At 68.9% G+C, this 24,739-nt stretch carries 32 protein-coding genes; 13 read left to right on the top strand and 19 right to left on the bottom strand.

What is annotated here, in order from left to right:
* A partial coding sequence (locus GZ67_RS0107585) for a putative immunity protein (protein WP_036330218.1) occupies positions 1-210 on the bottom strand: 210 nt, incomplete at its 3' end.
* A 2-nt stretch (positions 211-212) separates the two neighbouring features.
* Complete coding sequence (locus GZ67_RS0107580; protein WP_029264307.1) at positions 213-653, bottom strand: DUF6194 family protein; 441 nt, start codon at positions 651-653, stop codon at positions 213-215.
* 61 nt (positions 654-714) lie between these two features.
* Between GZ67_RS0107580 and GZ67_RS0107575 the strand changes: the two genes are divergently transcribed.
* Positions 715-1,437 (top strand): MerR family transcriptional regulator, encoded by a 723-nt coding sequence (locus GZ67_RS0107575; RefSeq protein ID WP_231481724.1) that lies wholly within the window; start codon positions 715-717, stop codon positions 1,435-1,437.
* 65 nt (positions 1,438-1,502) lie between these two features.
* Complete coding sequence (locus GZ67_RS0107570) at positions 1,503-2,420, top strand: TY-Chap domain-containing protein (protein ID WP_136025790.1); 918 nt, start codon at positions 1,503-1,505, stop codon at positions 2,418-2,420.
* Between the two features lie 27 nt (positions 2,421-2,447).
* On the opposite strand, the gene GZ67_RS0107565 is transcribed toward GZ67_RS0107570, so the two are convergent.
* Together GZ67_RS0107565 and GZ67_RS0107560 are read right to left on the bottom strand one after the other, a co-directional pair.
* Positions 2,448-3,077 (bottom strand): hypothetical protein, encoded by a 630-nt coding sequence (locus GZ67_RS0107565; RefSeq protein WP_029264310.1) that lies wholly within the window; start codon positions 3,075-3,077, stop codon positions 2,448-2,450.
* 34 nt (positions 3,078-3,111) lie between these two features.
* Positions 3,112-3,861, bottom strand: a complete 750-nt coding sequence (locus GZ67_RS0107560) for a DeoR/GlpR family DNA-binding transcription regulator (protein WP_029264311.1) — start codon at positions 3,859-3,861, stop codon at positions 3,112-3,114.
* A gap of 54 nt (positions 3,862-3,915) precedes the next feature.
* Between GZ67_RS0107560 and GZ67_RS0107555 the strand changes: the two genes are divergently transcribed.
* On the top strand, positions 3,916-4,281 hold the full coding sequence (locus tag GZ67_RS0107555) for a hypothetical protein (RefSeq protein ID WP_029264312.1): 366 nt from the start codon (positions 3,916-3,918) through the stop codon (positions 4,279-4,281).
* A gap of 9 nt (positions 4,282-4,290) precedes the next feature.
* On the top strand, positions 4,291-4,467 hold the full coding sequence (locus GZ67_RS20780; RefSeq protein ID WP_029264313.1) for a hypothetical protein: 177 nt from the start codon (positions 4,291-4,293) through the stop codon (positions 4,465-4,467).
* Between the two features lie 9 nt (positions 4,468-4,476).
* Here GZ67_RS20780 and GZ67_RS0107545 read toward each other — a convergent pair whose 3' ends face one another.
* The 6 genes from GZ67_RS0107545 to GZ67_RS0107520 all read right to left on the bottom strand — a co-directional run bounded on the left by GZ67_RS0107545 (position 4,477) and on the right by GZ67_RS0107520 (position 8,771).
* Positions 4,477-5,859, bottom strand: coding sequence for an LLM class flavin-dependent oxidoreductase (locus GZ67_RS0107545; RefSeq protein WP_029264314.1), 1,383 nt, complete (start codon positions 5,857-5,859; stop codon positions 4,477-4,479).
* Between the two features lie 84 nt (positions 5,860-5,943).
* Positions 5,944-6,417 carry an Abi family protein gene (locus GZ67_RS21155; RefSeq protein ID WP_231484299.1) on the bottom strand — a complete coding sequence of 158 codons (474 nt, stop codon included), beginning with the start codon at positions 6,415-6,417 and terminating at the stop codon, positions 5,944-5,946.
* On the bottom strand, positions 6,386-6,946 hold the full coding sequence (locus GZ67_RS21150; RefSeq protein WP_231484300.1) for an Abi family protein: 561 nt from the start codon (positions 6,944-6,946) through the stop codon (positions 6,386-6,388). The genes GZ67_RS21155 and GZ67_RS21150 overlap by 32 nt, the downstream gene beginning before the upstream one ends.
* 683 nt (positions 6,947-7,629) lie before the next feature.
* The gene (locus tag GZ67_RS0107530) at positions 7,630-7,887 is read right to left on the bottom strand and encodes a type II toxin-antitoxin system RelE family toxin (protein WP_029264315.1); all 258 of its coding nucleotides are present in this window, start codon (positions 7,885-7,887) and stop codon (positions 7,630-7,632) included.
* Positions 7,884-8,132, bottom strand: a complete 249-nt coding sequence (locus GZ67_RS0107525) for a type II toxin-antitoxin system Phd/YefM family antitoxin (RefSeq protein WP_029264316.1) — start codon at positions 8,130-8,132, stop codon at positions 7,884-7,886. The genes GZ67_RS0107530 and GZ67_RS0107525 overlap by 4 nt, the downstream gene beginning before the upstream one ends.
* A gap of 60 nt (positions 8,133-8,192) precedes the next feature.
* The gene (locus GZ67_RS0107520) at positions 8,193-8,771 is read right to left on the bottom strand and encodes an AAA family ATPase (protein ID WP_029264317.1); all 579 of its coding nucleotides are present in this window, start codon (positions 8,769-8,771) and stop codon (positions 8,193-8,195) included.
* 81 nt (positions 8,772-8,852) lie between these two features.
* On the opposite strand from GZ67_RS0107520, the gene GZ67_RS0107515 reads away from it, so the two are divergent.
* The 6 genes from GZ67_RS0107515 to GZ67_RS0107490 all read left to right on the top strand — a co-directional run bounded on the left by GZ67_RS0107515 (position 8,853) and on the right by GZ67_RS0107490 (position 14,588).
* A complete protein-coding gene (locus GZ67_RS0107515) occupies positions 8,853-10,295 on the top strand; it encodes an adenosylhomocysteinase (RefSeq protein WP_051662415.1) in 1,443 nt (480 codons plus the stop codon).
* Positions 10,292-11,635, top strand: a complete 1,344-nt coding sequence (locus tag GZ67_RS0107510; protein WP_051662422.1) for an amidohydrolase family protein — start codon at positions 10,292-10,294, stop codon at positions 11,633-11,635. Before GZ67_RS0107515 ends, GZ67_RS0107510 begins: the two co-directional genes overlap by 4 nt.
* Entirely contained in the window at positions 11,632-12,060 is a 429-nt protein-coding gene (locus GZ67_RS0107505; protein ID WP_029264320.1) for a cupin domain-containing protein, read from the top strand. The genes GZ67_RS0107510 and GZ67_RS0107505 overlap by 4 nt, the downstream gene beginning before the upstream one ends.
* A gap of 76 nt (positions 12,061-12,136) precedes the next feature.
* Positions 12,137-12,991 (top strand): ABC transporter substrate-binding protein, encoded by an 855-nt coding sequence (locus tag GZ67_RS0107500; protein ID WP_029264321.1) that lies wholly within the window; start codon positions 12,137-12,139, stop codon positions 12,989-12,991.
* Positions 12,988-13,854 carry an amino acid ABC transporter permease gene (locus tag GZ67_RS0107495; protein WP_029264322.1) on the top strand — a complete coding sequence of 289 codons (867 nt, stop codon included), beginning with the start codon at positions 12,988-12,990 and terminating at the stop codon, positions 13,852-13,854. The genes GZ67_RS0107500 and GZ67_RS0107495 overlap by 4 nt, the downstream gene beginning before the upstream one ends.
* Positions 13,851-14,588, top strand: coding sequence for an amino acid ABC transporter ATP-binding protein (locus GZ67_RS0107490; RefSeq protein WP_029264323.1), 738 nt, complete (start codon positions 13,851-13,853; stop codon positions 14,586-14,588). The genes GZ67_RS0107495 and GZ67_RS0107490 overlap by 4 nt, the downstream gene beginning before the upstream one ends.
* A gap of 49 nt (positions 14,589-14,637) precedes the next feature.
* On the opposite strand, the gene pnuC is transcribed toward GZ67_RS0107490, so the two are convergent.
* Positions 14,638-15,351, bottom strand: coding sequence for a nicotinamide riboside transporter PnuC (gene pnuC, locus GZ67_RS0107485; protein ID WP_029264324.1), 714 nt, complete (start codon positions 15,349-15,351; stop codon positions 14,638-14,640).
* Positions 15,352-15,353: 2 nt separating this feature from the next.
* Positions 15,354-15,881, bottom strand: coding sequence for a GNAT family N-acetyltransferase (locus GZ67_RS0107480; RefSeq protein ID WP_029264325.1), 528 nt, complete (start codon positions 15,879-15,881; stop codon positions 15,354-15,356).
* Between the two features lie 197 nt (positions 15,882-16,078).
* Here GZ67_RS0107480 and GZ67_RS0107475 point away from each other — a divergent pair, with 197 nt between their 5' ends.
* Entirely contained in the window at positions 16,079-17,428 is a 1,350-nt protein-coding gene (locus tag GZ67_RS0107475) for an HNH endonuclease (RefSeq protein WP_029264326.1), read from the top strand.
* Here the strand turns inward: GZ67_RS0107475 and GZ67_RS0107470 are convergent.
* Positions 17,410-17,664 (bottom strand): hypothetical protein, encoded by a 255-nt coding sequence (locus GZ67_RS0107470; RefSeq protein WP_029264327.1) that lies wholly within the window; start codon positions 17,662-17,664, stop codon positions 17,410-17,412. The two genes, GZ67_RS0107475 and GZ67_RS0107470, sit on opposite strands and share 19 nt — an antisense overlap.
* 87 nt (positions 17,665-17,751) lie before the next feature.
* Complete coding sequence (locus GZ67_RS0107465) at positions 17,752-18,669, bottom strand: DUF808 domain-containing protein (protein WP_029264328.1); 918 nt, start codon at positions 18,667-18,669, stop codon at positions 17,752-17,754.
* A gap of 155 nt (positions 18,670-18,824) precedes the next feature.
* On the opposite strand from GZ67_RS0107465, the gene msrB reads away from it, so the two are divergent.
* Both msrB and msrA read left to right on the top strand, forming a co-directional pair.
* Positions 18,825-19,313 (top strand): peptide-methionine (R)-S-oxide reductase MsrB, encoded by a 489-nt coding sequence (gene msrB / locus GZ67_RS0107460; RefSeq protein WP_029264329.1) that lies wholly within the window; start codon positions 18,825-18,827, stop codon positions 19,311-19,313.
* Positions 19,310-19,855 (top strand): peptide-methionine (S)-S-oxide reductase MsrA, encoded by a 546-nt coding sequence (gene msrA, locus GZ67_RS0107455; RefSeq protein WP_029264330.1) that lies wholly within the window; start codon positions 19,310-19,312, stop codon positions 19,853-19,855. Before msrB ends, msrA begins: the two co-directional genes overlap by 4 nt.
* Before the next feature lie 152 nt (positions 19,856-20,007).
* Here the strand turns inward: msrA and GZ67_RS0107450 are convergent, their stop codons facing one another.
* From GZ67_RS0107450 to GZ67_RS0107430, 5 genes are all read right to left on the bottom strand, one after another.
* Entirely contained in the window at positions 20,008-20,808 is an 801-nt protein-coding gene (locus GZ67_RS0107450; protein ID WP_136025788.1) for an alpha/beta fold hydrolase, read from the bottom strand.
* Positions 20,809-21,014: 206 nt separating this feature from the next.
* A complete protein-coding gene (locus tag GZ67_RS0107445) occupies positions 21,015-22,484 on the bottom strand; it encodes a catalase (protein ID WP_029264332.1) in 1,470 nt (489 codons plus the stop codon).
* A gap of 66 nt (positions 22,485-22,550) precedes the next feature.
* A complete protein-coding gene (locus tag GZ67_RS0107440; RefSeq protein WP_029264333.1) occupies positions 22,551-22,973 on the bottom strand; it encodes a Fur family transcriptional regulator in 423 nt (140 codons plus the stop codon).
* Between the two features lie 79 nt (positions 22,974-23,052).
* On the bottom strand, positions 23,053-24,018 hold the full coding sequence (locus tag GZ67_RS0107435; RefSeq protein ID WP_029264334.1) for a hypothetical protein: 966 nt from the start codon (positions 24,016-24,018) through the stop codon (positions 23,053-23,055).
* Between the two features lie 44 nt (positions 24,019-24,062).
* A complete protein-coding gene (locus tag GZ67_RS0107430) occupies positions 24,063-24,719 on the bottom strand; it encodes a histidine phosphatase family protein (RefSeq protein ID WP_051662414.1) in 657 nt (218 codons plus the stop codon).
* Positions 24,720-24,739 lie beyond the last annotated feature (20 nt).

Below are 24,739 nucleotides of genomic sequence, written 5' to 3'. Positions count from 1 at the left end.
GGCCCTGCCCGCGACGAACCGCCGACGGATCTCTACGGCGGCGCTGAGCTCACCCCGGGCGAATGCTCGTGCCCGGGAGATGGCGTCTCGGGCGCGGTCGTCGTCCGGCGCTTCCTCCTCGAACAGGGGCAGTGCCCGCTCGGCGCAGTCGGCCGCCCACACGGCGACGATCCTGCGGTCGGCCTCGGTCATGCCCTGCACGGTGGTCATGTTCACTTCGCCCGGCGCTGGGACCGCTGCCGGGCGGACTCGTGCGCCTGGCGGAGCAGATCGAGCACGGATTCCGAGGTGCGCTCCGCGGGGTCGATCACGCACACCCACCCGGCCGCGCCGTAGAGCGGATGCCGCTGGAACACGTCGACTTCCGCCGGCGCGGTGTCCACGGGGACGAGTGACTCCACCTGCTCGCGTCCGACGTGGATGTTCACGCGGAACCGCCCTGGCGCGTTCAGCGCGGATGCCGTGTCGTCGGGGTAGTCCTTCGTGATGATCGTTCCGTACGGCTGGGTGCGCTCCGGCATCCGCCCGTCCGGTGCGTGATAGAAGTAGGCGTCTCCCCAGGAAAGCGCGGGGAAGTCGCTGCCCGCTTCGGGGGTCACGACGAGGGCGCCGTCGAAGCCACGGACTGTTTCGATGATCTCCTGCATTGTCATCCCTCAATGATGAGATTCACGTGCTTATGTGGAGTTGGAAGCGGGAAGGAGGGCGAATCACATGCCGAACCCTCAAGAGGATGTCATGACGACGGCTGCGCTCGGTCGACGCGTGGGCTACTCGACGCAGCAGGTGCGCGACCTGGAGCGGCTCGGGGTCATCCCTCCGGCCGAGCGCGGAGCCAACGGCTACCGCCGCTATGCGGGGCGGCACGAGACCGCCGCGCGCGCTTATCGTGCGATGGCGGCGGCCATCGGCCCCGTGCCCGCCCGGCGACTGATGCCGACTCTGATCGGGGCGCCGGTCGAGGCCGCGGCCGAGCGCATCGATGACCTGCATGTCGGTCTCGCGGCCGAGCGCTCCCGAGTGCGCGAGGCGCTGCGCGGTCTCGATGTCGCTCTGGTCGAAGCCGACGAAGACTTCGACGACGCGGATGCGATGACCATCGGCGAACTCGCGCAGGCCCTCGGCATCCGCCCGTCCGCGCTCCGTCACTGGGAGCAGGAAGGGCTGGTGCATCCGCTCCGCGGCACGGCATCCACGCGGTCGTACGGCGCGGCGGCGATCACCGAGGCGCGCATCGTCGCCGCCCTGCGCGCGGGCGGCTACGGCATCCCCGCGATCTCGCGCATCCTCGAACACGTGCGGCAGCATGCCGACACGGGCGAGGTGCAGCGCATCCTCCAGGGCCGGCTGGTCTCGCTCACACGGCGCAGCGTCGCGCTCCTCGCGGCCGCCGGACACCTGCACGCGCTTCTCGCTGATCGGGGTGAGGAAGACTGACGGTCGTCGTCGACCGCGAGGTCGGACGGCTCGCTTAGGGTGGCTCGTATGACGTGCAGCGCGCGGTGGCCGAAGACGATGCGCGTGCTCGCGACGCCGATCCGGAAGCCGGGGTGCTGACCATGCAGAAGTCGGGGCGATACGTGCGTGTGGGGAACACGGAGTACCTGCTCGCCTCTCCGGGAGGCAACTGGGCGCTCTGGAGCCCCACCCCGGTCGAGGGTTTCCGGAAGATCGGGAGCGGGTGGGTCCGCAACATCGCACCCGACGAGCAGCTGGAGTGCTTCCGCGTCGCACACCACGGCACGTATCGCGGCATCCCGGTCACGGTCGAGCCCGGCGACGGAGCATTGGCACGCCTCGACACCCGCGATCCGCGCGCAGCCGAGCAGGGGTTCGAGAGGTTCGGGTTCGAGCGGCCCGAACTGCAGTCGTGGCTGAAGTTCGTGCCCGTCGACGACCGGGACCTCGTCTTCACGACCACGCGCACACCGGAGCCGATGCCGTGGGCGCAGTCGACCCGAGACGCCGTCGCGCAGCGCCCGGTCCCGCGACCGTCCGACGCGCAGCCGTCGGAATGGGGAGCCTTCACACTCCGTCTCATCACGGCGCTCCGCGGTGTGACCGACCGCGTGTTCCTCATCGTCTCGGTCGATGGCGACCCGCTGCGCTACGTGCAGTTCGCCGGAGACCCCGAGATGCTCCACGCCGAGGCGCCGGGGGGCGACGTGGTCGCGGATGCCGACGAATCGGTGCTGCGGGCCACCGGGTGGAAGGAGCCGGGGGTCGCGCAGCCGAACTGGACCGCGGAGCTCCCGCTGCCCGCGTACGCGGTCGACTTCCGGGAACTCGCCGAGCGATGCGTCGCTGCGCTGAGTGATGCCTATGGGGTGACGAGCCCCGATGCCCTCGCGTACCGCGCGTGGCGTGATCCGGAGCAGGCCTCGCTCGAGTTCTCCGGACTCGGTCGCGCCCTGCCCTGATCCGTGCCTCCGGGATGCCGCCTCGGTTCAGCGACCGCCGAGGCCGGCCTGCTCGCGCATCGCGGTGAGGTCGAGGTCTTTCGCGTCGAAGAAGAGTGCCGGGTCCAGCGCGAGCGGCTCGGAGTCGATCCAGAGTTCCTTCCCCGCGACGCGGATCACGCCGATGTACATCGCCCGATCGGCGTCGGACGTCCAGATCGTGAGCAGTCGGTCGTCACCCCGGTGTGCGATCACGTCTTTCAGGGCGGCGACGATCCCGGCGCTGTCCGAGCTGCCGCGCTGCAGCGTGGACAGGGCCTGATCGAGCGGGAATCCTGCGGCGACGCCGTGGATCACCGGATTCGTCAGCACGCCGCCGCCCTTGATCCGCCAGCGCCGCGCACTGACGAAGAACATCACGATGGCGGCGACGAAGACGGCCGGCGGGAGGAAGAAGGCACCGGCGATCGCGAGCCCGCTGCGCACGCGTCCGCCGAGCAGTTCGACCGTCGCCTCCGGGTTGAGGTAGACGAGGAGCATCACGACCACCATGAGCCCGGCGATCACGACCCACGTCGTCGACTTCCGGGGAGAGCGCTCGGAGACGAAGAGATCTGGGCGAGTGGCGAACCAGGTGTAGAGGTTGCGCGACCGGGACCGGAGGGGCGTGAAGCTCATGGGATCACGCTAGTGCGGTCGGCAACGGCGCCCCTCACGCCGGGCTGCCGATCCGTGCTTCGACCTCCGCGATGAGGGGGTTGGTGTCGGCGGGGTCGGTGACGATCGCGGTGACGGCGTCGAGCGCCAGGACGGGGTAGCGCGCGACGGCGCCGATCTTCTCCTCGCTGGCGAGCGCGACGGTCGCGGCGCAGCGCGAAGCGAGTGCGCGCTTGGTGACGGCGTCGTCGAGTTCGCCCGTGGTGAGGCCGCGTTCGGGGTCGATGCCGGTGGCACCGAGGAAGAACGTGTCGGCAGCGAGGTGCTGGATCGCCTCCATGGCCAGGCCGCCCCCGGTCACCAGTGAGTGTCGGGAGAGTTCGCCGCCGATCATGATCACCCGCGCGTCCGAGTGCTCGGCGACGGCGAGGGCGATGGCGGGGCTCGGCGTGATGACGGTGATCCCTGTGCCGGAGGGAAGGAGCCGGGCCATCGCCAGCGTGGTCGTGCCGGCGTCGAGGACGATCGTCGATCCGGGGCGGACGGTGGCCACCGCCGCGCGCGCGACGCGTTCCTTGCTCTCGGTCGCCAGCGCGGCGCGTTCGCGAACCGGGGGTTCGGGAGCGGGGATCGGCAGCGCACCGCCGTAGACGCGCAGGAGTCTGCCCTCGTCCGCGAGCTCTCGGAGGTCACGGCGGATGGCATCCTCCGAAACGCCGAGCTCGTCGGCGACGGCTTTCGCCACCACCCGTCCGTCACGCTCCAGGAGAGCGAGCAGGTGGTCTTTGCGTTGCGCGGCCAGCATATGTTTCCTCACGAAGTTGCACGTTCTTGCATGATTCAGACTACAGTCATCCGCATGACGAAACCACTCCTGATCCTGATCGCCGGTCCGTACCGCTCGGGTACCGGCGGCGACCCCCAACTCATCGCCCAGAACCTGGCGCGCCTCGAAGAGGTCTCCGGGCCGATCTTCCGCCTCGGCCACGTGCCGATGATCGGTGAATGGGCGGCGCTGCCGATCCTGCGCACCCTCGATGCCGTCGATGCCGGCGAGGGCGACGTGATGTACGAGACGGCGCACCGACTGCTGCAGCACTGCGACGCGGTGCTGCGCCTTCCCGGTGAGTCGGCGGGTGCAGACAAGGACGTGGAGATCGCGAAGGAGCGCGGGCTGCCCGTCTATCGCTCGCTCGAGGAGATCCCCCCAGCCTCGACTCCGTAGGCTGGAGGTATGACCAAGAACATCTGGACCATCCTCGGCGTCATCCTCGCCGTCGTGATCGCGTGGTGGATCGTGAGCGCGCTGTTCTCGGTGCTCGCGTTCATCTTCAAGCTCGCGATCGTCGCGGTCGTCGCCGTGGTGGTGTTCCTCATTCTGCGCGGGATCTTCAGTCGCAGCGACGACTGACGCACCGGCTCACGTCGTGGCGAACGCCCCGACGCGGTACTTCGCGGCGCGGTGCGTGTCCTGCACGCGGTCTCCCTTGCCCTGCAGCTTGTTGCGGAGCGTGCCCGGTGTGTAGTCGTTCGGGTAGACGCCGCGCTCGCGCAGCACCGGGATCACGTGCTCGATGACGTCCTGCCACGTGCCGGGTGTGACCGCGTAGGCGAGGTTGAAGCCGTCGATGTCGGTCTCCTCCACCCAGGACTGCAGCTCGTCGGCGATCTCGACACCAGAGCCCACGACCGTGGGGCCGAGGCCGCCGATCGCGTTGTGGCGTCCGAAATCGCCGACGGTCCATTCGCGGCCGAGGTCGGCCTCTTCCTTCAAGTGCTGCAGCACCGACTGGATCGCGTTCGACTCGACGTTCCCGACCGGCTCGTCCTCTGCGTACTGAGAGAGGTCGACGCCCATCCAGCCCGACATGAAGGTGAGCGCGCCCTCGGGGCTCGCATAGGAGAGGTACTCGGCGTGCTTCGCGGTCGCCTCCTCGCTCGTCGCGGCAGTGATCACCGTGAGCAGTGTGTAGATGCGGGCGTCGTACCGGTCGCGGCCGGCGGCTTCCAGGGCGTCGCGGATGCGCTTCACCGTGCCGGCGAGCACCTCCTTCGAGGGGGCGGCGACGAAGATGGCCTCGGCGTTCTCGGCCGCGAACTTCACTCCGCGCGGGCTCGCACCGGCCTGGTAGATCACCGGCGTGCGCTGCGGCGACGGCTCTGAGATGTGGATGCCGGGAACGCTGAAGTGCTTCCCCTCATGCCCGATCGGGTGCACCTTCGACGGGTCGGTGAAGATGCCGCGCTCGCGGTCCTCGACCACGGCGTCGTCTTCCCACGAGCCCTCCCAGAGCTTGTAGAGCACCTCGACGTACTCGTCCGCGTGGTCATAGCGGTCGTCGTGCGCGAGCTGATCCTCCTGGCCCATGTTGCGGGCGGCGCTGGGCAGGTATCCGGTCACGACGTTCCAGCCGATCCGGCCCTGGGTGAGGTGGTCGAGGGTGCTCAGCCGGCGCGCGAAGGGGTAGGGGTGCTCGAATGCGGTGCCCGCGGTGATGCCGAAGCCGAGGTTCTCGGTGACCGCGGCCATCGCGCTCACCAGCAGGATCGGGTCGTTCACGGGCACCTGGGCGCCGTTGCGGATCGCGGCCTCGTTCGTGCCGCCGTAGACGTCGTAGGTGCCGAGCACGTCGGCGATGAAGATGCCGTCGAAGGTCGCGCTCTCCAGCAGCTTCGCCAGATCCGTCCAGTACGAGATCGTGTTGTACTGCCGCGACCGGTCGTCGGGGTGCCGCCACAGGCCGGACGACTGATGGGCGACGCAGTTCATGTCGAAGGCGTTGAAGCGGATCTGACGGGTCATGCCCCCATGAAAGGCGAACGGCGCGGGGCGGTCCAGGGCCGCCGAAATGCGCGGAAACATTCCGGGGGATGCTGGTCGATGGGTCTAGCTCGATCCGCTGGTTTTCCAGAGGCCTTGCTGAGCCCACCCGTCGGGGAAGCCCATGCTGTCGATCCTCACGTGGGGGACACTCGGAAAGGTGGCTACCAATTCCTTGAGGCGCCGCGTCCAATCGGCGTAACCACCGATGCTGCGCAGCAGATACGCGATTACGGCCAACGAGTTGTAGAGGCCGAAGTCCTGCTTCGGCGCTGTGTCTTCACGCAGGTGCGCCAACACGGGAATAGCATTGTTCTTTGGTCTGGTGGGCGCATCGACGAGCTTTCTGTTGAACAAGCGCGCCTGGTGTGCCGCGACGTTCCGTACATAGTTGGTGCTCGCGATCCAGCTGGCCAGGACAGTCTTGCTGGGTACTGAGTAATGAAGGGCGATCCGAGTGGCGAGATCGTTCTGCAGCCCGCGGTAGAGCTTGGCGAGGTGGCCGAGTTCAAGAATCTCGGTCAGTGCCCAAATCGGCATTCGATCGTCGTATTTCCGTCGAAAAGTGCTCGACGAAGGCTTCCTTCGAGCCGGCTCGCCTTTCGTCCACGCGGCTGATCCACTCGGCATGTTTGCTCGTCATCACGCCAGCGCCCGTATCGATGGATGGCGCGGTGAAGGCCGGAGTGAAGCATCGTTGATCGAGGTGCGCGAAGGCCGAAGTCTGGCCGAGGATGTAGCCGACTTGAGTACGAAGCGAAACCTCGATGCGTTCGACGGCCTCGAGAACGAGCAGGCGTAGCGCGCGATCGAATGCGATCAGCGCCGCAGCATGATCCAGACGGGTGTCCTTCCGATACGAACTCAGAATACGAGTCGACTGGCGACCGCGGTCATCAATGAACTTCTCCGACTCGCGAGATGGATAGAGATACCCCGTGAGGCGGTAGTAGCCAACCTCTTCGAGCAACTGTTCAGCGGCCGATTCGTCGTCGACGATCAGGCCTCTGCCCTGGAGTTGCGCGATCTGCTGCTTTATAGACTTCCAAGGCTTGGTGTACTCGACCACGTGTCTCCCCAAAAGAAAATCAGCCCGAGCCGTGAGGCGAGCGGGCTGATCGTGATGTTCCAAGACTAGCATCCTCGAGCCCATGTGAGGAGGGCCCTAAGCCCGATTCGGCGTGTAACATGTTACCGTGAAGGAACCCCTTGCTGCCGCCAGTGAGCCGCGGAAGGAACAGTGAGGACCGACGTGATCCAGAGGCCTGGAAGCACCCGACGAAGCCACACCGGGCTGCGTTCCCTGACCGATCTCCTGATTGTCGTTGGTGTGGGTGTACTTGCGTTCTTCGTGAACGGCTACGTCTCCGCGGCAATCATGGTCCTTACTGTCGGCGGGGTCCTCGGCGGGGCGAGGGTGCGTCGCCGGCGCCGGGCGGAACCGGCACGACACGAAGGGTCGTCTCACGCATGACTTCCGGTATCGCACCCCTGCACCTCGTCATCACGGTGATCGTGCTCATCGCCGTCGTCGCACTCGTCGGTTACCTGGTCCTTCGCGTCAAGCGCGGCGGCAAACGGCGCGACTGATCCGTGCGCTGCTGTGGGTGAGGTTCACCAACGTCCGGTGCCCCTCATCCGTGACGCCGCCGCAGCCCGTGAACCGATTGGGGCTTACGTTGTGTTGTCGATGCCCCCGCAAGCATCGGATCGGCTTCGCTTTAGGCGGCGACGTCCAGCACTCCGGCTTCGCTACTGCTCGTAGACGTCCCGCCGATGACCCAGCGTGACGACCGCGACGATGAGCACGTCGTCGTCGATCGTGTAGATGATGCGGTAGTTCCCGACGCGGACGCGGAGTCCGTCGCGTCCCTGCAGCGCCTTCGCTCCCGGCGGGCGGGGGTTCTCGCCGAGCAGGGCGATGGCACCGCGGATCCGGTCGCGATCCTGATGGTCGACCTTCTTCAATGCTCGAACCGCAGCGGGGCGCAGTTCGATCCGATAACTCACGTCCAGCCCAGGTCGGCCTTCACCTGATCCCAGGGGATGTCCGGGCCTTCTTCTGCCATCGCCTCGTCGAACGCGGCCACGTCTTCGGCATCTTCAAGTGCCTCGATCATCCGTTCGTACTGCTCCGGGCTGACCACGACGGCGGCACGCTGACCGCGTCGCTCGATGAACACGGCCTCCTCCTGGGAGCGGGCGATGACCGTCGAGAGGTTGTTGCGCGCGTCGGCGACGCTGATCGTGGACATGGGCAAATTGTACATCTTGAAGTCTGAGATGTACATGATGCCGCGGCCAGGCGGTGGCATCTACGAATCCGCGAATCGATCCTTCGGCCTCCGAGAATCGGCGATTGGGGACGAGCTGCCCTCCCGCAAGTCCGCGACGATGCGGGCGAGGATCTCAGGGAGCGTCTCCGCCGGCCCGATACGGCCTTCCTCGACGAACTCGAGCGGCTGCCAGCCGTCGTGCCACGCGCGCATCTGCTCTGGACTGAAGGCGTCGCGCAGTTCTCGTGTCTCGTGGCGTCGGACGGTCTCCTCGAACCCGACGTCGAACTGGTAGATGCGAGTGACGCCTCGATGGTCCCGCCACAGCTGTTCCAACCGCCCGGCATAATCCCGGAGGTTGAGGATCCCGTCGAGGATGACGTCGTATCCCAGGTCCAGCGATTGGCGGGCGACGGTGTCGATGAGCGCGGCGGCGTCGGCGGATCGAGACGCCTTCTCGCCGCCGGCCAGAAGCGTGCGCCGGAAGTGGTCCTGATGGATGACCGCGGTCTTGCCGCGGAGCAGAGGGCGCAGCGCCGTCGCCGTCGTCGTCTTGCCCGAGCCGGAGTCGCCGCGCAGCACGACGAGGCGAGTGTCCACTGATCCCACGGCCGTCATCGCACAAGTCTCACATTCGGGCGGATCATGTGACGTCATCTGCTGGCATTCACCCACCCCCGCGGGCTCTACCCTTGACAGGTGACCGACGAGACCGTGACCGCCCAGCGTCTGGTGCGCCGCTTCGCCCGCGAGACCAACCTGCTCGTGTCGGGTCGTGACTTCTCGGTCGTCGGGTCGGATGCCGTGGCTGAGGCACTGCGTCAGCTGCTGCCGGCGCTCGGTGCGCACCTCGGCGACGGCGGCGTGACGTTCGTGACGGGCGAGGCGCCCGAGATCCTGCTCGACGGACACCCGCTTCCGGCGCGGAAGACGGCCGAGGACCGCGTGGATGCGGCCGGACGTCACATGCCCGTCTCTTCCGACCTCGCCCGACGCCTCGGCGAGAAGGGGACGGTGCGCGACGTGCGCATCGGCATCGCGATGGTGCTCGAACCCAAGACCGCCCAACTCGCCCTGCTGCTGCGGGATGCCGGCGCCACGGTCGCCGTCTACGCGCACCCCGATGAGATCGACGTCGAGGTCGCGGCGGTGCTGCGTGCCCGGGGCATCCCCGTCGACGGTGACCCGACGCTCTCGGGCGCGGCCGAACGCGCCGCCGCCGTGGCGTTCCTGCGCCGCGGATTCGACCTGCTGCTCGATGACGGCTCGCACCTCATCCGCCTCGCGCATGAGGAAGGGATCGCCACAGAACTGAAGGGAGCGGCGGAGGAGACGACGAGCGGGCTCACCCCGCTGCGGCTCATGCAGCGTGAAGGCGTGCTCGAGATCCCCGTCATCGCCGTGAACGACGCCCTCACCAAGACCTCCTTCGACAACCGCTACGGCACCGGCCAGTCGTGCGTGTTCGCGATCGCCGATGCGCTGGATGCCGCGGGCATCGACCTCCGCGACCAGCCCGCGGTCGTGGTCGGCTACGGCCCCGTCGGCGAGGGCGTCGCCGCGCACCTGCGGGCGCTCGGCATCGAGGTCGCGGTCACCGAGACCGACTCCGTCCGCGCACTGCGGGCCGCCCACGACGGCCACCGCATCGGCCGACTGCATGACCTCGCTCCCGGCGCGCTCGTCGTCTCGGCCACGGGCGCTCCGCACACGGTCGACGCCGAGGTGCTGCGTACGGCGGCGGTCGTCGCGGTCGCGGGCGGCATTCCGCACGAGATCGACCTCGATCCCTCGACGCTGCGACCGTATGCAGGCGAGAACGGCGAAGCCCCTCCGTTCGTCGAACGCGCCGGAGACGGGGCCCTCGTCATCGCCCGAGGCGGCTGCGTGAACCTGTCGGCCGGTGAGGGAAACCCGATCGAGATCATGGATCTGTCGTTCGCGGTGCAGCTCTTCGCCGTCGAGCATCTGCTCACGCACGACCTGCCCGCCGGCGTGCATCCGCTCCCGCCCGAGGCCGACACCACGATCGGCACGGCCGCACTCGCCGCCCGCGGAGAGCACATCGACGAGCGCAGCCCCGCGCAGGTCGACGCCCTGCGCGAGTGGCGATCGCCGCGATTCCGGGGAGCACCCGCATGACCGCCGTCACCGTCTACTCCGCCGGGCTCGTGGTGCCGATCACCGCGCCACCGATCGTCGACGGCGCAGTCGCCGTGCGCGACGGCCGCATCATGCACGTGGGCGAGCGCGAGTGGGTGCTGCGGTCGCTGTCCGAGCGCGGGATCGATGCCGACGAGGTGCACTGGCCCGGCGTGCTGACCCCGGGTCTCGTGAACGCGCACACCCATCTGCAGTACACCGGCATGGCCTCGGTCGGCCGCGGGCAGTACGACGGGTTCGACGACTGGGTGCGGGCGTTCGACCCGGTCTACGAGGGCGGGCGCGACTGGGCCGCGGATGCCGCCGACGGCGCGGCACAGGCGCTGCGCTCAGGGACGACCGCGGTGGCCGACGTCGTGACCGACCGCGCGGCGGCGACCGCCCTGCACGACGCCCGACTGCACGGCATCACCTACTGGGAGGTGATGAGTTGGACCAACGACGACTGGGCGCGCACCGGACGCGCGCAGGTCGAGCAGGCTCTCGACGCGCTGCCGACCCCGCCCGGGACTGGCCTGTCGCCGCACGCTCCGTACTCGCTCGACATCGAGCCGCTGCTGGAGATCCCCGACATCGTGCGTGAGCGCGGCGGACGCATCCACATCCACCTCGGCGAGGCCGCGTTCGAGAGCGAGTTCGCGCACGAGCATCCGCAGGCCTGGCACACCGCCGGTCTCGCCAGCTTCCAAGAGCTGCGCAGGGCCGGTTTCGGCACCAGCGCCACCGAGTTCGTCGATCAGCTCGGGGTGCTCGGTCCCGACTGCCACATCGCGCACGGCGTGTACATGAGCGCCAGGGACCGCGCCATCCTGCGGGAGCGCCGCACCACCGTGGCACTGTGCCCGCGCTCGAACGCCGTCATCGGACTCGAGGAGCCGCCCATCGCCGCGTACCTGCGCGAGGGCAGCCCGATCGCGGTCGGCACCGACTCCCTGTCGTCCAGTCCCTCGCTCGACGTGCTCGCCGATGTGGCGGAACTCGCGCGCATCGCCCGCTCGCAGGGCTACACCGACCGCGACCTGCACGCGCGCCTGCTCGGTGCCGCGACCCTCGGCGGCGCGCACGCCATGGGCATCGACGTCGGTCCCGACCGCACGGGATACCTCGCCGTCGGCGCGCTCGCGGACCTCACCTTCTTCGATATCCCGGCCGGCCCGGATGCCGTCGCCGACCTCGTCGAGCACGGGGCCGGCCGCGCCGCCGCGACGGTCGTCTCCGGTGAGGTGCGCTTCGCAGTCGAGTCCTTCGGGCGCGCCGCTGTCGAATCCGTACCCGCCGAATCCCGACCCGTCGAACCCGCATCCGGAGGTTCCGCATGACACAGCGCCCCGCCACCGCCGAGCGCCTCGACCTCGCCGCCCACCCCGAGGGCGGCTGGTTCCGCCGTACGTGGACGAGCCCGCTGCCCGTCGAGACGCCGAACGGCCCGCGCCCGGCGGCCACCTGCATCCACTACCTGCTGCTGCCCTCTGAGCGCAGCGAATGGCACGTCGTGACCAGCGATGAGCTCTGGCTCTGGCATGGTCCGGGCCGACTCGAACTCCGCCTCGGCGGCGACTGTGCGGAACCGGGCACGGCGACCACGGTCGTGCTCGGCCCCGACGATGCCGCCCAGGTGCTGGTTCCCGCCGGTGTCTGGCAGGCCGCCCGCCCGCTCGATGCCGACGAGGTCCTGGTCTCGTGCTTCGTGTCTCCAGGTTTCGATTTCGCCGATTGGCGTCTCGCCGAATCGCCTACTCTGTAGAGGCAGACCGTCTCTGCAGAAGCAGACCCGCCTGCCTCGCCGTCTCCTCCACACCCTTCCTCGCACTGGAGTCATCGTGCCCTTCGCTCCCTCCCTCCGCCGCGCGGCAGCCGCTGCCGCTGCCGCCGCCCTCGCCATCACCCTCGCCGCCTGCAGCGCTCCCGCTGCCGAGACCGGATCCGGCAGCGGTGACGATTCGGGCCTGCAGACCGTGACCGAGGGCAAGCTCACGATCGCGACCGGCGAGCCCAACTACGAGCCGTGGTTCGTCGACGACGACCCCTCCAACGGTGAGGGCTTCGAGGGTGCGGTCGCGAACGCGGTCGCTGAGCAGCTCGGCTACAAGGCCGACGACATCGTCTGGGTGCGCACGACCTTCGACGGCGCCATCGCGCCGGGCCCGAAGGACTGGGACATCAACCTGCAGCAGTTCTCCATCACCGACGACCGCAAGAAGGCTGTCGACTTCTCGTCGCCGTACTACACGACCACGCAGGCCGTGGTCGCGGTCGGCGACTCGCCCGCGGCATCGGCCACGACCATCGACGAGCTCAAGGCCGCCAAGGTCGGCGTCGCCAGCGGCACCACCAGCTACACGGTCGCCAAGGCCGAGCTCGGTGAGGCGAACCTCAGCGTGTTCAACTCGGTCGACGACGTCGTGCTCGCCCTCAAGGGTGGCCAGATCGACGCCATGATCACTGACCTGCCCGGTGCGTTCTACGTCGTCGGCGCACAGCTCGACGACGGCGTGGTCACCGGACAGTTCGCCGGGGCCGACGGCGGCGACGAGTTCGGCATCGTGCTGCCGAAGGGATCCGCGCTCACGCCGGCCGTGACCGACGCGGTCGACGCCCTGCGTGAAGACGGAACGCTCGACGAGCTGCAGCAGAAGTGGCTCAGCGACGCGGTCGACGTCCCCGTCTTCAAATGACCTCACAGCCCGTCGACACGGCGTGGCAGCCGAGCGAGCTCGAGCTGTCGCGCCGCGTCCTGCGGCGCCGGGCGACCACCCGGTCCGTCCTGATCGCGCTGATAAGCAGCCTCGTCGTCGCGGCGGTGCTGGTGGTCGTCGTCGTCAACACCCCCGGGTGGGCAGTCGTCAGCCAGACGTTCTTCGACCCGCAGGTCGCGCTCGACAGCATCGGCCCGATCTTCCAGGGGCTGCTCGTCAATCTCCTGGTGCTGGTGATCGCCGCGGTCTGCGTCGCGATCTTCGGAACCACCCTGGCCACCATGCGCTCGCTGCGCGGTCCGGTGTTCTTCCCGCTACGCGCGCTCGCGGCGGCCTACACCGACTTCTTCCGCGGCATCCCCCTGCTGATCGTGCTGTATCTGATCGGCTTCGGCATCCCCGCGCTGATGATCTTCCCGCGCATGCCCGCGATGTTCTGGGGCACGATCGCCCTCGTCCTCACGTACTCCGCGTATGTCGCCGAGGTGCTCCGCGCCGGCATGGAGGCCGTGCACCCATCGCAGCGCATCGCCGCACGGTCGCTCGGACTGACCCACGGCCAGACGCTCCGCATCGTCGTGATCCCGCAGGGTGTGCGCAAGGTCGTGCCCGCGCTCATGAACGACTTCGTGTCGATGCAGAAAGACGTCGGCCTGATCTCGGTGCTCGGCGTGGTCGACGCCGTCCGCGCGGCTCAGCTGATGGTCGCCGACACCTACAACTACACGCCGTACATCGTCGCCGGGCTCATGTTCATCATCCTCAGCTGGCCGATGATCCGCCTGACCGACGTCGTCACCGCGCGGATGAACAAGCGCGAGCAGGCCGGAGGGGTCGTATGAGCGTTCCGGTGATCGAGGCAAGGGGAGTGCGCAAGCGCTTCGGCGACCACGACGTGCTGCGCGGCATCGACCTCGCCGTCGGCACCCATGAGGTGGTCGTGCTCATCGGCGCCTCCGGCTCGGGCAAGTCGACGTTGCTGAAGACGATGAACCTCATCGAGGGCGTCGACGACGGCCAGATCTTCCTGTCGGGTGAGGACATCACCGATCCGCGGGTGGATGCCGACGCCGTGCGCGCCCGCATCGGCGTCGTGTTCCAGCACTTCAACCTGTTCCCGCACCTGACCGTGCTCGACAACGTCACGCTCGCAGCCGTCCGCGTGCACGGCATGCGCAAGACCGAGGCGCGGGCCAAGGCGCGCGAGCTGCTCGAGACGCTCGGGCTCGGTGCCAAGGCCGACGAGTACCCCGACCGGCTCTCCGGTGGTCAGCAGCAGCGCGTGGCGATCGTGCGCGCGATCCTCACGCAGCCCGAGGTACTGCTGCTCGACGAGATCACCAGTGCGCTCGACCCGCAGCTGGTCGGCGAGGTGCTCGACCTGGTGCGCCAGCTCAAGCAGCAGGGTGCGACCATCGTGATGGCGACGCACGAGATGTCGTTCGCCCGCGAGGTCGCCGACCGCATCGTGTTCCTCGAGCACGGCGTGGTCGTCGAGCAGGGGCCGCCGTCGCAGGTGTTCGATGCGCCGCAGCAGGCCGCGACCGCGGAGTTCCTCGCGCGCGTGCGGCACTGAGCTCGTGCGGCACTGAGCGCGGCCGACGGCGGATCCGGTAGCGGCGGGCTCAGGCGAGTTCGTCGTCTTCCGGTCGTCGCGGGTTCGGGTCCGGCGGCAGGATCACGACCGGCTGCGCGGCGGTGCGCTGCGCCCGCCACCAGATGACGAATCCGACCGCGGTGAAGATGCCGTAGAAGACGTACATGAAGCCGGTCGCGTAGTAGCCGGAGCTGAAGAGCAGGGGCACGCCGACCACGTCGACCGCGATCCAGATGAGCCAGAACTCGGTCCAGCCCTTGGCCATGCCGTAGGTGGCGAGCAGCGAGCCGACGAAGGTCCAGGCGTCGGCCCACACCGGCTCCCACGAGCCCAGCGCGCGGAACAGCGGGGTCAGCGCGACGGTGCCGACGACCATCACGATCACCAGGCCGATGCGGGCCCCGGTCGGCGCCCACTTCGGCACGATCTGTCCACCCTCGGCGTTGCGCCAACGCATCCATCCGTAGATCGCGACGGCGATGAACATGATCTGCCGGCCGGCCTGGCCGAGCAGGTGCGGCAGCGAGGGGTCGGGGCTGAGCGCGGATCCGAGGAAGACGGTGAGCAGCAGCAGGTTGCCGATGATGCCGACCGGCCACGCCCAGATCCTCCGGCGCATGCCGCCGAGCGCGCTCGCCAGGCCGAACGCGTTGCCGACGACCTCACGGACGAGGAGCGTCTGCCCGCCGGGCAGCGTCCAGTTCGAGTTGAAGGCGTCGACGAACCACTGCAGCAGGTCCATGATCAGGATGCTGCGCCGGGTTCGGCGCGGTCGTCGAGCACGAGCTGGAGCATGCTCAGGTCGAGCCAGCGCCCGAACTTGGCCCCGACCTGCGGCATCCGCCCGACCTCGGTGAAGCCGAGGCGCTCGTGCAGGGCGATGGAGGCGCCGTTCCCGCTCTCGATGCCGGCGATCATGACGTGCATCCCCGCGGCGCGGGCGCGCTCGACGAGGGCGGCCATCAGCGCGGTGCCGATACCGCGGCCGTGTTGACCGCCGAGGACGTAGACGGAGTGCTCGACCGTGTGCCGGTAGCCGCTGTGTGGACGCCACTGCGCGTACGACGCATAGCCCAGCACGCCGGAGTCGTCGACCGCGACGATCACCGGATAGCCGTGCGAGGTGCGATCGGCGAGCCAGGCGATGCGGTCGGCGAGGTCGACCGCATCCTCGTTCCAGATCGCGGTGGTGTGCAGCACCGCGTGGTTGTGGATCGCGGTGATCGTCTCGAGGTCTGCGGTCTCCGCATCCCTGATTCGGACGTCTGTCATCGGCGGGTGGTCTCTCTTCTGCTGCGCTCGGGTGCGCATCCTGCTGCCGCACTTCGGGTGCGCATCGCCGACGCTAGCAGGATGCCGCGCGTTCGAGCGCACGGGGAGCGCACACGGTGTCGACGCGGCGATATGCGAGCCCGTCGACTTATCCACAGCCCCTCCCATATATCGAAGATATGTTCTAAAATTGACGCATGGCGAATCCCCATCTGAACCCCCTGATCGAGGCCGTGGAGCGCCTCGAAGAGGTGTGGGCCGATGCTGATTGTGCCGCAGAGCTGTCCCGAGCGCAGCTGCTCGAGGCCCACCGGGCGATGGGACTGGTGCAGCGCCGACTCGATGGCATCCACGCCGAGCTCGCGGCGAGCATCGCGCGGGAGTCCCGGCCCGAGCTGGGGGCGGCGAGCCTGGCGAAGGAACAGGGCTTCCGCAGCCCGGCCACCATGATCGCCGCGACGACGGGCGGATCCACGGGCGATGCGGCGCGGTTGGTCAAGGTGGGCGAGGCGACGGCGCCGCGGGCGAACCTCATCGGCGAGGCGCTGCCGCCGCGGTATCCCGAGGTGCAGCGGGCGATCGGTGCCGGCACCCTCAGCGCGGCAGCGGCGGCGTTGATCGTGACGCTGCTCGATCGGGCGCGGCTGAAAGTCGGTCTGGAGCGCACCACCGACGCCGAGCGTCTCCTGGTCGAGCGGGCGGAGGGGCTGTCACTCGACGACGTGCGCAAGCTGGTCGTGCGTGCAGAGGCCTGGCTGGACCCCGACGGTGTGGCGCCGCGCGAAGACGAGGCGCGGTCGAGGCGTTCTCTGACGATGTTCGAGCGCGACGGCTCGCTTCACCTGACGCTGCAGACCGATGTCGCCTCCGGTGCTCCGGTCAAGGCGGCGATCCAGGCGTACGTCACCGCGACGTTCCAGGCGCGAGCGCACGTGCTCGATCCCGAGGCGCCGGATGCCGATCGACGCACCGTCGCGATGCTGCAGGCCGATGCGCTCGCCGAGATCTGCGCGCACGCGAGCGGATGCGACAACGGGGGGCTTCCGTTGTCCGGCGCGACCGTCGTGGTGCGCGTCGGTCTCGACGACCTGACCGCCGGCACCGGATTCGCGAGGGTCGACGGCGTCGATGAGCCGGTCAGCATCTCCGCATGTCGTCGGATGGCGGCCGGCGGGGGAATCATCCCCGTCGTCCTCGGCGGTGGCGGTGAGATCCTCGACTGGGGGCGTGAGAAGCGCCTGTTCACCCGAGCCCAGCGGCTGGCGCTCGTGGAGCGCGACGGCGGCTGCGTGATGTGCGGGCTGCCTCCGCAGATGACGAAGGCGCATCATCTGCGCTGGTGGCAACGGGATGCCGGTCCGACCGATCTCGACAACGGAGTGCTGCTCTGCGAGAGCTGTCATCATCGCATCCACGACAACGACTGGGAGATCAGGATAGAGGGACGCGGGTTCGCCGCGCGGGTGTGGCTCGTCCCGCCGCCGAACGTCGATCCGCACCGCAGGCCGAGGCTCGGGGGCAGAGCGCGCTACGACATCGCGGCGTGAGCGCGAGTTCCCTCACGCAGGCGAGAGGTGATGGCTGCGAATCCCGCTGACCAGGCTGCGCCCAGCCCCGCGGCTGTGGCGCTGGCGGCGGTGAGTTGGCCACCGGATTCACCGACGGCGGCGAAGACGAACCAGACCACGGCCGCACCGATGCCCACGATGGCGATGGCGGAGATCAGGCGCAGGGTCCGACGCAACTGTGTGGCGCGATCAGTGTCGGCGTGATCAGTGTTCATGCTCCGATCAAACCGAAGTGGACGGCAGGCCGCATCCCCCGCGCGGCGGATAGCGGCGGCGGAAGGCGCGAGACGGTGACGTCGGACTCAGACGTGCACGTCGGCGGGGGATTCCTCGCCCTCGTGGAAGTTCGGCGTCTTGCCGAACAGCTTCGCGATGCCCAGCACGATCCCGACGATGACCAGCCCGAGGATGAGACCGGCGATCGCGGAGATGATCGTGTCGACGACCCAGACGACGACGGCGCCCGCGGGCTCCAGGGCGTGCTCGACCGCGTGCAGCACGTCGACCGGGAAGTGCCAGCCGACCTCGCCCAGGTTCACGAGCACCAGGTGTCCACCGACCCAGAGCATCGCGACCGTGCCCAGGATGCTGATGAAGCGGAACACCGCGGGCATGGAACGCACGATCCGGGTGCCGGTGTGCCGTACGCGTCGCACCGGGTTCTTCGCCATCTTCAGACCGATGTCGTCGATCTTCACCAGCAGGGCGACGGCGCCGTACACGACGCCCGTCATCAGGAGCGCGATCACGGCGAGGATGGCGAGCGTCGCCCAGATGTCGAGCCCCTTCTCCAGGCTCGCCAGCGAGATGAGCATGATCTCGGTCGAGAGGATCAGGTCGGTGCGCACCGCGCCCAGCACTAGCTTCTTCTCGTCGCGGGCGCCCTCGTCGGCATGGCCGTGCTGCACGCCGAACCACTCCAGCACCTTCTCGGCGCCCTCGAAGCACAGGTACGCGCCACCCAGGATCAGCAGATACGGCAGCACCCACGGCGCGAACGCGGTGAGCAGCAGTGCCGCCGGGATGATGATGAGGAACTTGTTCGCGAGCGAGCCGAGCGCGATCTTGCCGACGACGGGCAGCTCGCGCGCGGGCGTGATGCCCTGCACGTACTGCGGGGTGACCGCGGCGTCGTCGATCACGACACCCGCTGCCTTGGCCGAGGCCTTCATCGCGGCGCTCAGGATGTCGTCGACGACGGCGAGCAGTCCTACGGACATGTGGTTCCCCTCGGGCGGTGTGCAGTGCGGAGGCAACTCTATCGAGTTCGCAGAAACTCACAGCGCGCTCCCAGCCCCGAGGGACCAAAACGGCGCCGTCCACGGTTCTTCCCTATGACGCCGCAGCCAGCGACGTCGGACTAAGGAGTCAGATCATGTCGAACGACTACGGCAAGACCCCCGAGGCCGTCAGCGGTCTCACGAACCTGCAGTACGAGGTGACCCAGCAGGACGCGACCGAACCGCCGTTCCGCAACGCGTACTGGAACAACCACGACGACGGCATCTACGTCGACGTCGTCTCGGGCGAGCCGCTGTTCTCGTCGACCGACAAGTTCGACAGCGGAACCGGATGGCCCAGCTTCACCAAGCCCATCGAGGCGGATGCCGTCACCACGCGCACCGACCGCTCGTTGTTCATGAAGCGCACCGAAGCGCGCTCGGCGAACGCCGACAGCCACCTCGGCCACGTCTTCGACGACGGCCCGCGCGATGAGGGCGGGCTCCGCTACTGCATGAACTCGGCGGCCCTGCGCTTCGTCCCGGCTGACAGGCTGGAGGAGGAGGGGTACGGTCGCTACAGTCCCCTCTTCGCGAAGACGCCGAACACCCCCACCACCGACACCTCTGAGGAGCAGTCATGACCGACACCGGAACCATCACGCGCACGCCCGGGACCGAGACGGCCGTCCTCGCCGGCGGCTGTTTCTGGGGCATGGAAGACCTGATTCGCCGCCAGCCCGGCGTGATCGGCACGCGCGTCGGCTACACCGGCGGATCGAACGACCACGCGACCTACCGCAACCACCCCGGTCACGCCGAGGCCGTGGAGATCGTGTTCGACCCGACCAAGACGACGTACCGCGACATCCTCGCGTTCTTCTTCCAGATCCACGACCCGTCCACGAAGGACCGTCAGGGCAACGACATCGGCTCGAGCTACCGCTCGGCGATCTTCCCGCTCTCCCCTGAGCAGGAGACGGTCGCGCGCGACACGATCGCCGACGTCGACGCCTCGGGCCTGTGGCCGGGCAAGGCCGTCACCACGATCGAGGCCGCGGGCCCGTTCTGGGAGGCCGAGGAAGAGCACCAGGACTACCTGATCAAGTACCCCAACGGCTACACCTGCCACTTCCCGCGTGCGGGATGGGTGCTGCCCCAGCGCGCGGAGAGCTCCGCCGTCTAGGCCGGGGGCCCGCGCCCCTCACCTCGCTCGCACGGAACGAAGGAGAAATCACGGAATGAAGGACCGGATGCTGCATCCGCTCCTTTATTCCGTGAGAACTCCTTCGCAATGGGCGGGTGGGCGAGCGGGCGAGCGAATGGGCGAGCGGGCGGCTATGCCTCGGCGAGGAACGCCAGCGCGGCCTCTTTGAAGTCCCGCGAACCCGGAGCGTTGAAGTGGTTCCGATTCGGGATCGCGAAGAAGCGACCGTCGGGGGCCGCGGACGCCAGTGCCCGTGAGCCCTCGATGATGGCATCCTTCGACCCCGTGGCGAACAGGATCGGGCGGGTCGGCGCATCCGACGGATCGGGGTCGATCATGCCCGACGACCGCATACCTTCCGCGAGCGCGACCAGCGCCTGCAGGTCGTTGCCGGGTACCCGCTCCGTCAGCGCGATGTAGTTCTGCGTCGTGGGGTCGGCGACCGGGGTGCCGTCGGCGATGTACGCCCGCACCTGGTCCAGGTCGAGGCGGGCCAGGGGGATGCCGTCCGGCACTCCGCCGAGCACCGCCCGGCCGATGCGGTGGGGCAGCTCGCGCACCACTTCCCAGCCCACGCGGGCTCCGAGCGAGTAGCCGACGTAGAACGCGTCGTCCACGAGGTATGTGTCCATCACGGTCTCGACATCGGTCACCAGCGTCCGGATGCGGTACCCCTCCGGATCGTGCGGCTTCTCGCTGCGCCCATGCCCCCGCTGATCGAGCGCGAGCACCCGGTAGCCGGCGCGGTCGAGCTCGCGCACCCAGCCGGTGAGGACCCAGTTGTCGCGGGCGCTCGACGCGAATCCGTGCACGATCACGACGACCGGAGCATCCGGATCGCCCCAGGTGTACGTCGCCAGGCGTGTGCCGTCGGCGGCATACACGTGCTGCGGGTCGGGCATGCTGGTCAGGTCGGAGAGGGGGGTGGCCACCCTTCCATCTTGGCCCTGTTCCGCGTCAGCGGCGCTGCTCCCACGGCCCTGTGCCGAGACCCCGCCTCCAACCCCGAGACCCCGCCTCCAACCCCGAGACCCGGCCTCCAACCCCGAGACCCCGCCGTAACGCCGAGACCCCCTCCTGCCGACGTGGGCAGGAGGGGGTCTCGGCGCGAAGACGGGGTCTCAGCGGATGGCGCGGATCAGACCCGATCCCGCAGGGCTGCGCCGAGCTCGGCATCCACGTTCGTCCAGTACTGGAAGAACCGCTCGCGGATGTCGTCGATGGTGATGGAGCGGCCCTGCCCGGTGAGGGTCTCGAGGAACCGCGCCCGCTGCTCGCCGTCGAAGACCTCACGGTAGAGCGTGCCCGCCTGGCCGAAGTCGTCGTCCTCGGCGTGCAGCGTGGCCGCCGAGCGCACGAGCTGGCCGTCGGCCTCCCAGTTCGCCTCGAGCGCCACGGTCGGATCCGCCTCGGGGCCCCCGGCCGCGCCGAACGAGTTCGGGTGGTAGGTGCGGTGTGCGGCGTCGTTGTGCTGGTACCGCATCGAACCTTCGTGCTGGTAGTTGCGCGCCTCGGCCGCGTGCGGCTGGTTCACGGGCAGCTGGTTGTAGTTCGGGCCGATGCGGTGACGCTGGGCATCGGGGTACGCGAAGATGCGGCCCAACAGCATCTTGTCCGGCGAGAGCCCGGTGCCGGGCACCAGGTTGCCGGGCGAGAAGCCGGCCTGCTCGATCTGCGTGAAGAAGTTCTCCGGATTCCGGTTCAGGGTCAGCGTGCCGACCTTGATGCGCGGGTAGTCCTTGAGCGAGATGGTCTTGGTGAGGTCGAACGGGTTGAACCGGTAGTCCTTCGCCTCGCCGTACGGCATGATCTGCACGTACAGATCCCAGGAGGGGTGGTCGCCGCGGGCGATCGAGTCGAACAGGTCGCGGCGGTAGAAGTCGGCGTCGGATCCGGCGAGCTGCTGCGCCTCCTCGGCGCCCATCGCCTCGACGCCCTGGTTCGAGACGAAGTGGTAGCGCATCCAGAAGAGCTCACCGGCTTCGTTCACCCACGAGAAGGTGTGCGAGCCGTAACCGTTCATGTGCCGCCAGCTGCGCGGGAGGCCGCGGTCGCCCATGAGGTAGGTGACCTGGTGCGCGGTCTCGGGAGAGAGCGTCCAGAAGTCCCACTGCATGTCGGGGTCGCGCAGACCCGAGTCGCCGAGGCGCTTCTGGGAGTGGATGAAGTCCGGGAACTTGATCGCGTCGCGCAGGAAGAACGTCGGGGTGTTGTTGCCGACGATGTCGAGGTTGCCCTCTTCCGAGTACAGACGCAGCGAGAACCCGCGCACGTCGCGCCAGGTGTCGGGCGAACCCTGCTCGCCGGCGACCGTCGAGAAGCGGATGAGCGCCTCACTCTTCGCGCCCTTCTGGAAGACCGCGGCGCGGGTGTACGCCGACACGTCTTCGGTGACGACGAACTCACCGAAGGCGCCGCCGCCCTTCGCGTGCGGGTTGCGCTCCGGCACGCGCTCGCGGTTGAACGCCGCGATCTTCTCGACCAGGTAGTGATCGTGCAGGACCGTGGGGCCGTCAGGGCCGACCGTCAGCGAATGCTCGTCGCTCACGATCGGGGCTCCGGCCTGCGTGGTGGTGGACGGACGGTACGAATCGGCAGGTTTCGTCATGGTTCTCTCCTTCTCCGCGCAGGCGCGACGAATACCCCCATCCGTGGATGGGCGTTCGTCGGTCGGCTATTGCGCGGCGTTCTGGCAGCTGGGGCAGAGGCCCCAGAAGGTGACCTCGGCGGTCTGGACGGTGAATCCACCCGTCGAGGACGGGGTGAGACACGGCGCTTCGCCGACGACGCAGTCCACATCGCCGACCGCACCGCAGGAGGTGCAGACGACGTGGTGGTGGTTGTCGTCGATGCGCCGCTCATAGAGCGCCGCGGAGCCTGCCGGTTCGATCCGGCGGATGAGACCCGCCGTCGTCAGGTCCGCGAGGATGTTGTGCACCGACTGGATCGACGTGGTCGGCAGCACTTCGGACACGGCACGGTAGACCCGCTCCGCATCGGTATGGGCCATGGAGTCGAGAGCCTCGAGAACGGCGACGCGGCCCGCGGTCGCCCGAAGCCCGGCAACGCGAAGCGCCGAGTCGAGTTCTGTCTCCATGCCTCGAGTGTACCCCGTTATTTGAATAACTCAAAAGAGCGCATATCAGGATGCTGCGCCGCGGCGGTGCGACCCCGGCTCAGGCGCGTCCGGCCCAGTCGAGCACGCGGGTGCCGATGAGTGTCAGCCAGCGGGAGGGATGGCCCTCCCCGGCATCGACCGGGAACCAGGTGCGACCGGCGAGCGGAGTGGTCTGCGTCCACGTGCCGTCCGCCCGTCGCGCGGCGCGGACCAGCTCGACGGCATCCGCGATCCGGTCGTCGGGTGCGCCGCCCTCGACGAGCGATGCATCGCGGAAATGGTCCAGGGCGGTGAGCGCGCTGAACCGATGACGACTCGGATACGTGAAGCGCCCCACGAACGGGCCGACCTGTTCGCCGGTCGACTCGCGGTACAGCAGCCGACGTCGCAGCAGATACTCCTCGCCCGAGTGCCGCGCCTCGCGCAGCGACGTGTCGCCGGTGAGCCGCTCATAGGCGAGCATCCCGCGCAGGGCGTTGAGCGTGGAGTGGAACGACGACCGCACCGAGTCGCCCTCCTCCGCCTCGCAGTTCCACCCGCCGTCGTCGAGGCGGTGGGCGGGGAACCATCGGGCGAGGGCGGCCACGTCCGCCCCCAGCCAGGCGCCGTTCGCCAGCGTGTAGGCGTTGATGCACACGTCGACCTCGCCGCCCCAATAGGGCAGGTCGTCGTACTCCCACCGGCTGTTCTGCGCCAGGCGCTCCGCGGTGTCGCCGAGCACGGCGGCATCCACGCCCCACTCGCGCAGATCGTTCAGCGACCAGGTCGTGGCCGTCCACGGCTGCCCCGGCTCCTCGGCCTCCGGGCTGCCGAAGAAGCCCGCCGGGAAGAAGGCGCCGCCGGCCCACTGGCCGTCGTCGTCCTGTCGAGCGAGGAGAGCGGCGCCGAAGCCCTCGGTCGCCACCCGAGCGCGCGTCGCCTGCCACACCTGCTCGGGCTCCCGCAGCAGGTCGCGCTCCACCTGCCAGCGCAGCGCGGGGTCCCCGTCGAGCAGCCACTGCATCGTCTCCGTCGCGATCGCCATGCGGGCACGCTACTCCTCGGTGCGGCGCGCGCATACCCGTCGCGTCAGGATTCGGCGGGTGCCGAAGGCAGCTCCGGACCGTAGTTCCACGACAGGATGGCGGGCTGCTCGCGCGCGAAGCCGAGAACCGACACCGACCCGGCATCCAGGCTGATCTGGGCGCCGAAGCGCGGAGCGAGCCGCAGGTACACCGCCGTCAGGATGCGCAGGAAGTGGCCGTGCGCGACCAGCGCGACGTCTCCCTGCGACATCGCCGGCAGGACCCGCGTGAGCACCCGCGACGCCCGCGCGGCGACCTCTTCCACGGTCTCGCCGGGGGTGCGCCCGGGGATCACGCCGTGGGTGAAGGTGCTCCAGCCGTAGCCGAGGTCCGCACGGATGTCCTTCGTGGTGCGACCCTCGTATCCGCCGTAGTCCCACTCGACGAGGAGCGGATCGATCTCGGCGTGCAGGCCCGCGAGCTCCGCGGTGCGCTGCGCACGGACGAGCGGAGATGTCAGAACGAGGGAGAAGTCGTAGTCCGCGACGAGCGCACCGGCGCGACGGGCCAGATCCTCGCCGCGCGCCGTGAGGGGGATGTCGGTGAGCCCCGTGTGCCTCCCGGTCCGCGACCATTCGGTCTCGCCGTGGCGCAGGAGGATCAGCTTTCCGGCCGGTGCTTCGGGGGCGGGGTGTTCGAGTATCGGTTCGTGTGCGGGCACAACGACACCGTAACCCCCGC

The organism is Microbacterium sp. Cr-K20 (assembly GCF_000708325.1).
Lineage (GTDB): Bacteria > Actinomycetota > Actinomycetes > Actinomycetales > Microbacteriaceae > Microbacterium.
Note: the sequence above shows the minus strand (reverse complement) of the source record. Positions and strands in the feature narration are given on the sequence as shown.

Coding starts and splice junctions, on each gene's coding strand:
- GZ67_RS0107520 (WP_029264317.1), bottom strand. CDS start 8,771: ATGACGGCCGTGGGATCAGTGGACACTCGCCTCGTCGTGCTGCGCGGC.
- GZ67_RS0107560 (WP_029264311.1), bottom strand. CDS start 3,861: ATGCTGGCCGCGCAACGCAAAGACCACCTGCTCGCTCTCCTGGAGCGT.
- GZ67_RS0107465 (WP_029264328.1), bottom strand. CDS start 18,669: ATGTCCGTAGGACTGCTCGCCGTCGTCGACGACATCCTGAGCGCCGCG.
- GZ67_RS0107480 (WP_029264325.1), bottom strand. CDS start 15,881: ATGACAGACGTCCGAATCAGGGATGCGGAGACCGCAGACCTCGAGACG.
- GZ67_RS0107525 (WP_029264316.1), bottom strand. CDS start 8,132: ATGTCCACGATCAGCGTCGCCGACGCGCGCAACAACCTCTCGACGGTC.
- GZ67_RS0107440 (WP_029264333.1), bottom strand. CDS start 22,973: ATGGAGACAGAACTCGACTCGGCGCTTCGCGTTGCCGGGCTTCGGGCG.
- GZ67_RS20780 (WP_029264313.1), top strand. CDS start 4,291: ATGACCAAGAACATCTGGACCATCCTCGGCGTCATCCTCGCCGTCGTG.
- GZ67_RS0107580 (WP_029264307.1), bottom strand. CDS start 653: ATGACAATGCAGGAGATCATCGAAACAGTCCGTGGCTTCGACGGCGCC.
- GZ67_RS0107470 (WP_029264327.1), bottom strand. CDS start 17,664: ATGAACACTGATCACGCCGACACTGATCGCGCCACACAGTTGCGTCGG.
- GZ67_RS0107565 (WP_029264310.1), bottom strand. CDS start 3,077: ATGAGCTTCACGCCCCTCCGGTCCCGGTCGCGCAACCTCTACACCTGG.
- GZ67_RS0107555 (WP_029264312.1), top strand. CDS start 3,916: ATGACGAAACCACTCCTGATCCTGATCGCCGGTCCGTACCGCTCGGGT.
- msrA (WP_029264330.1), top strand. CDS start 19,310: ATGACCGACACCGGAACCATCACGCGCACGCCCGGGACCGAGACGGCC.
- GZ67_RS0107495 (WP_029264322.1), top strand. CDS start 12,988: ATGACCTCACAGCCCGTCGACACGGCGTGGCAGCCGAGCGAGCTCGAG.
- GZ67_RS0107505 (WP_029264320.1), top strand. CDS start 11,632: ATGACACAGCGCCCCGCCACCGCCGAGCGCCTCGACCTCGCCGCCCAC.
- GZ67_RS0107475 (WP_029264326.1), top strand. CDS start 16,079: ATGGCGAATCCCCATCTGAACCCCCTGATCGAGGCCGTGGAGCGCCTC.
- GZ67_RS0107435 (WP_029264334.1), bottom strand. CDS start 24,018: ATGGCGATCGCGACGGAGACGATGCAGTGGCTGCTCGACGGGGACCCC.
- GZ67_RS0107575 (WP_231481724.1), top strand. CDS start 715: ATGCCGAACCCTCAAGAGGATGTCATGACGACGGCTGCGCTCGGTCGA.
- GZ67_RS21155 (WP_231484299.1), bottom strand. CDS start 6,417: ATGCCGATTTGGGCACTGACCGAGATTCTTGAACTCGGCCACCTCGCC.
- GZ67_RS0107545 (WP_029264314.1), bottom strand. CDS start 5,859: ATGACCCGTCAGATCCGCTTCAACGCCTTCGACATGAACTGCGTCGCC.
- pnuC (WP_029264324.1), bottom strand. CDS start 15,351: ATGGACCTGCTGCAGTGGTTCGTCGACGCCTTCAACTCGAACTGGACG.
- msrB (WP_029264329.1), top strand. CDS start 18,825: ATGTCGAACGACTACGGCAAGACCCCCGAGGCCGTCAGCGGTCTCACG.
- GZ67_RS0107445 (WP_029264332.1), bottom strand. CDS start 22,484: ATGACGAAACCTGCCGATTCGTACCGTCCGTCCACCACCACGCAGGCC.
- GZ67_RS0107510 (WP_051662422.1), top strand. CDS start 10,292: ATGACCGCCGTCACCGTCTACTCCGCCGGGCTCGTGGTGCCGATCACC.
- GZ67_RS0107490 (WP_029264323.1), top strand. CDS start 13,851: ATGAGCGTTCCGGTGATCGAGGCAAGGGGAGTGCGCAAGCGCTTCGGC.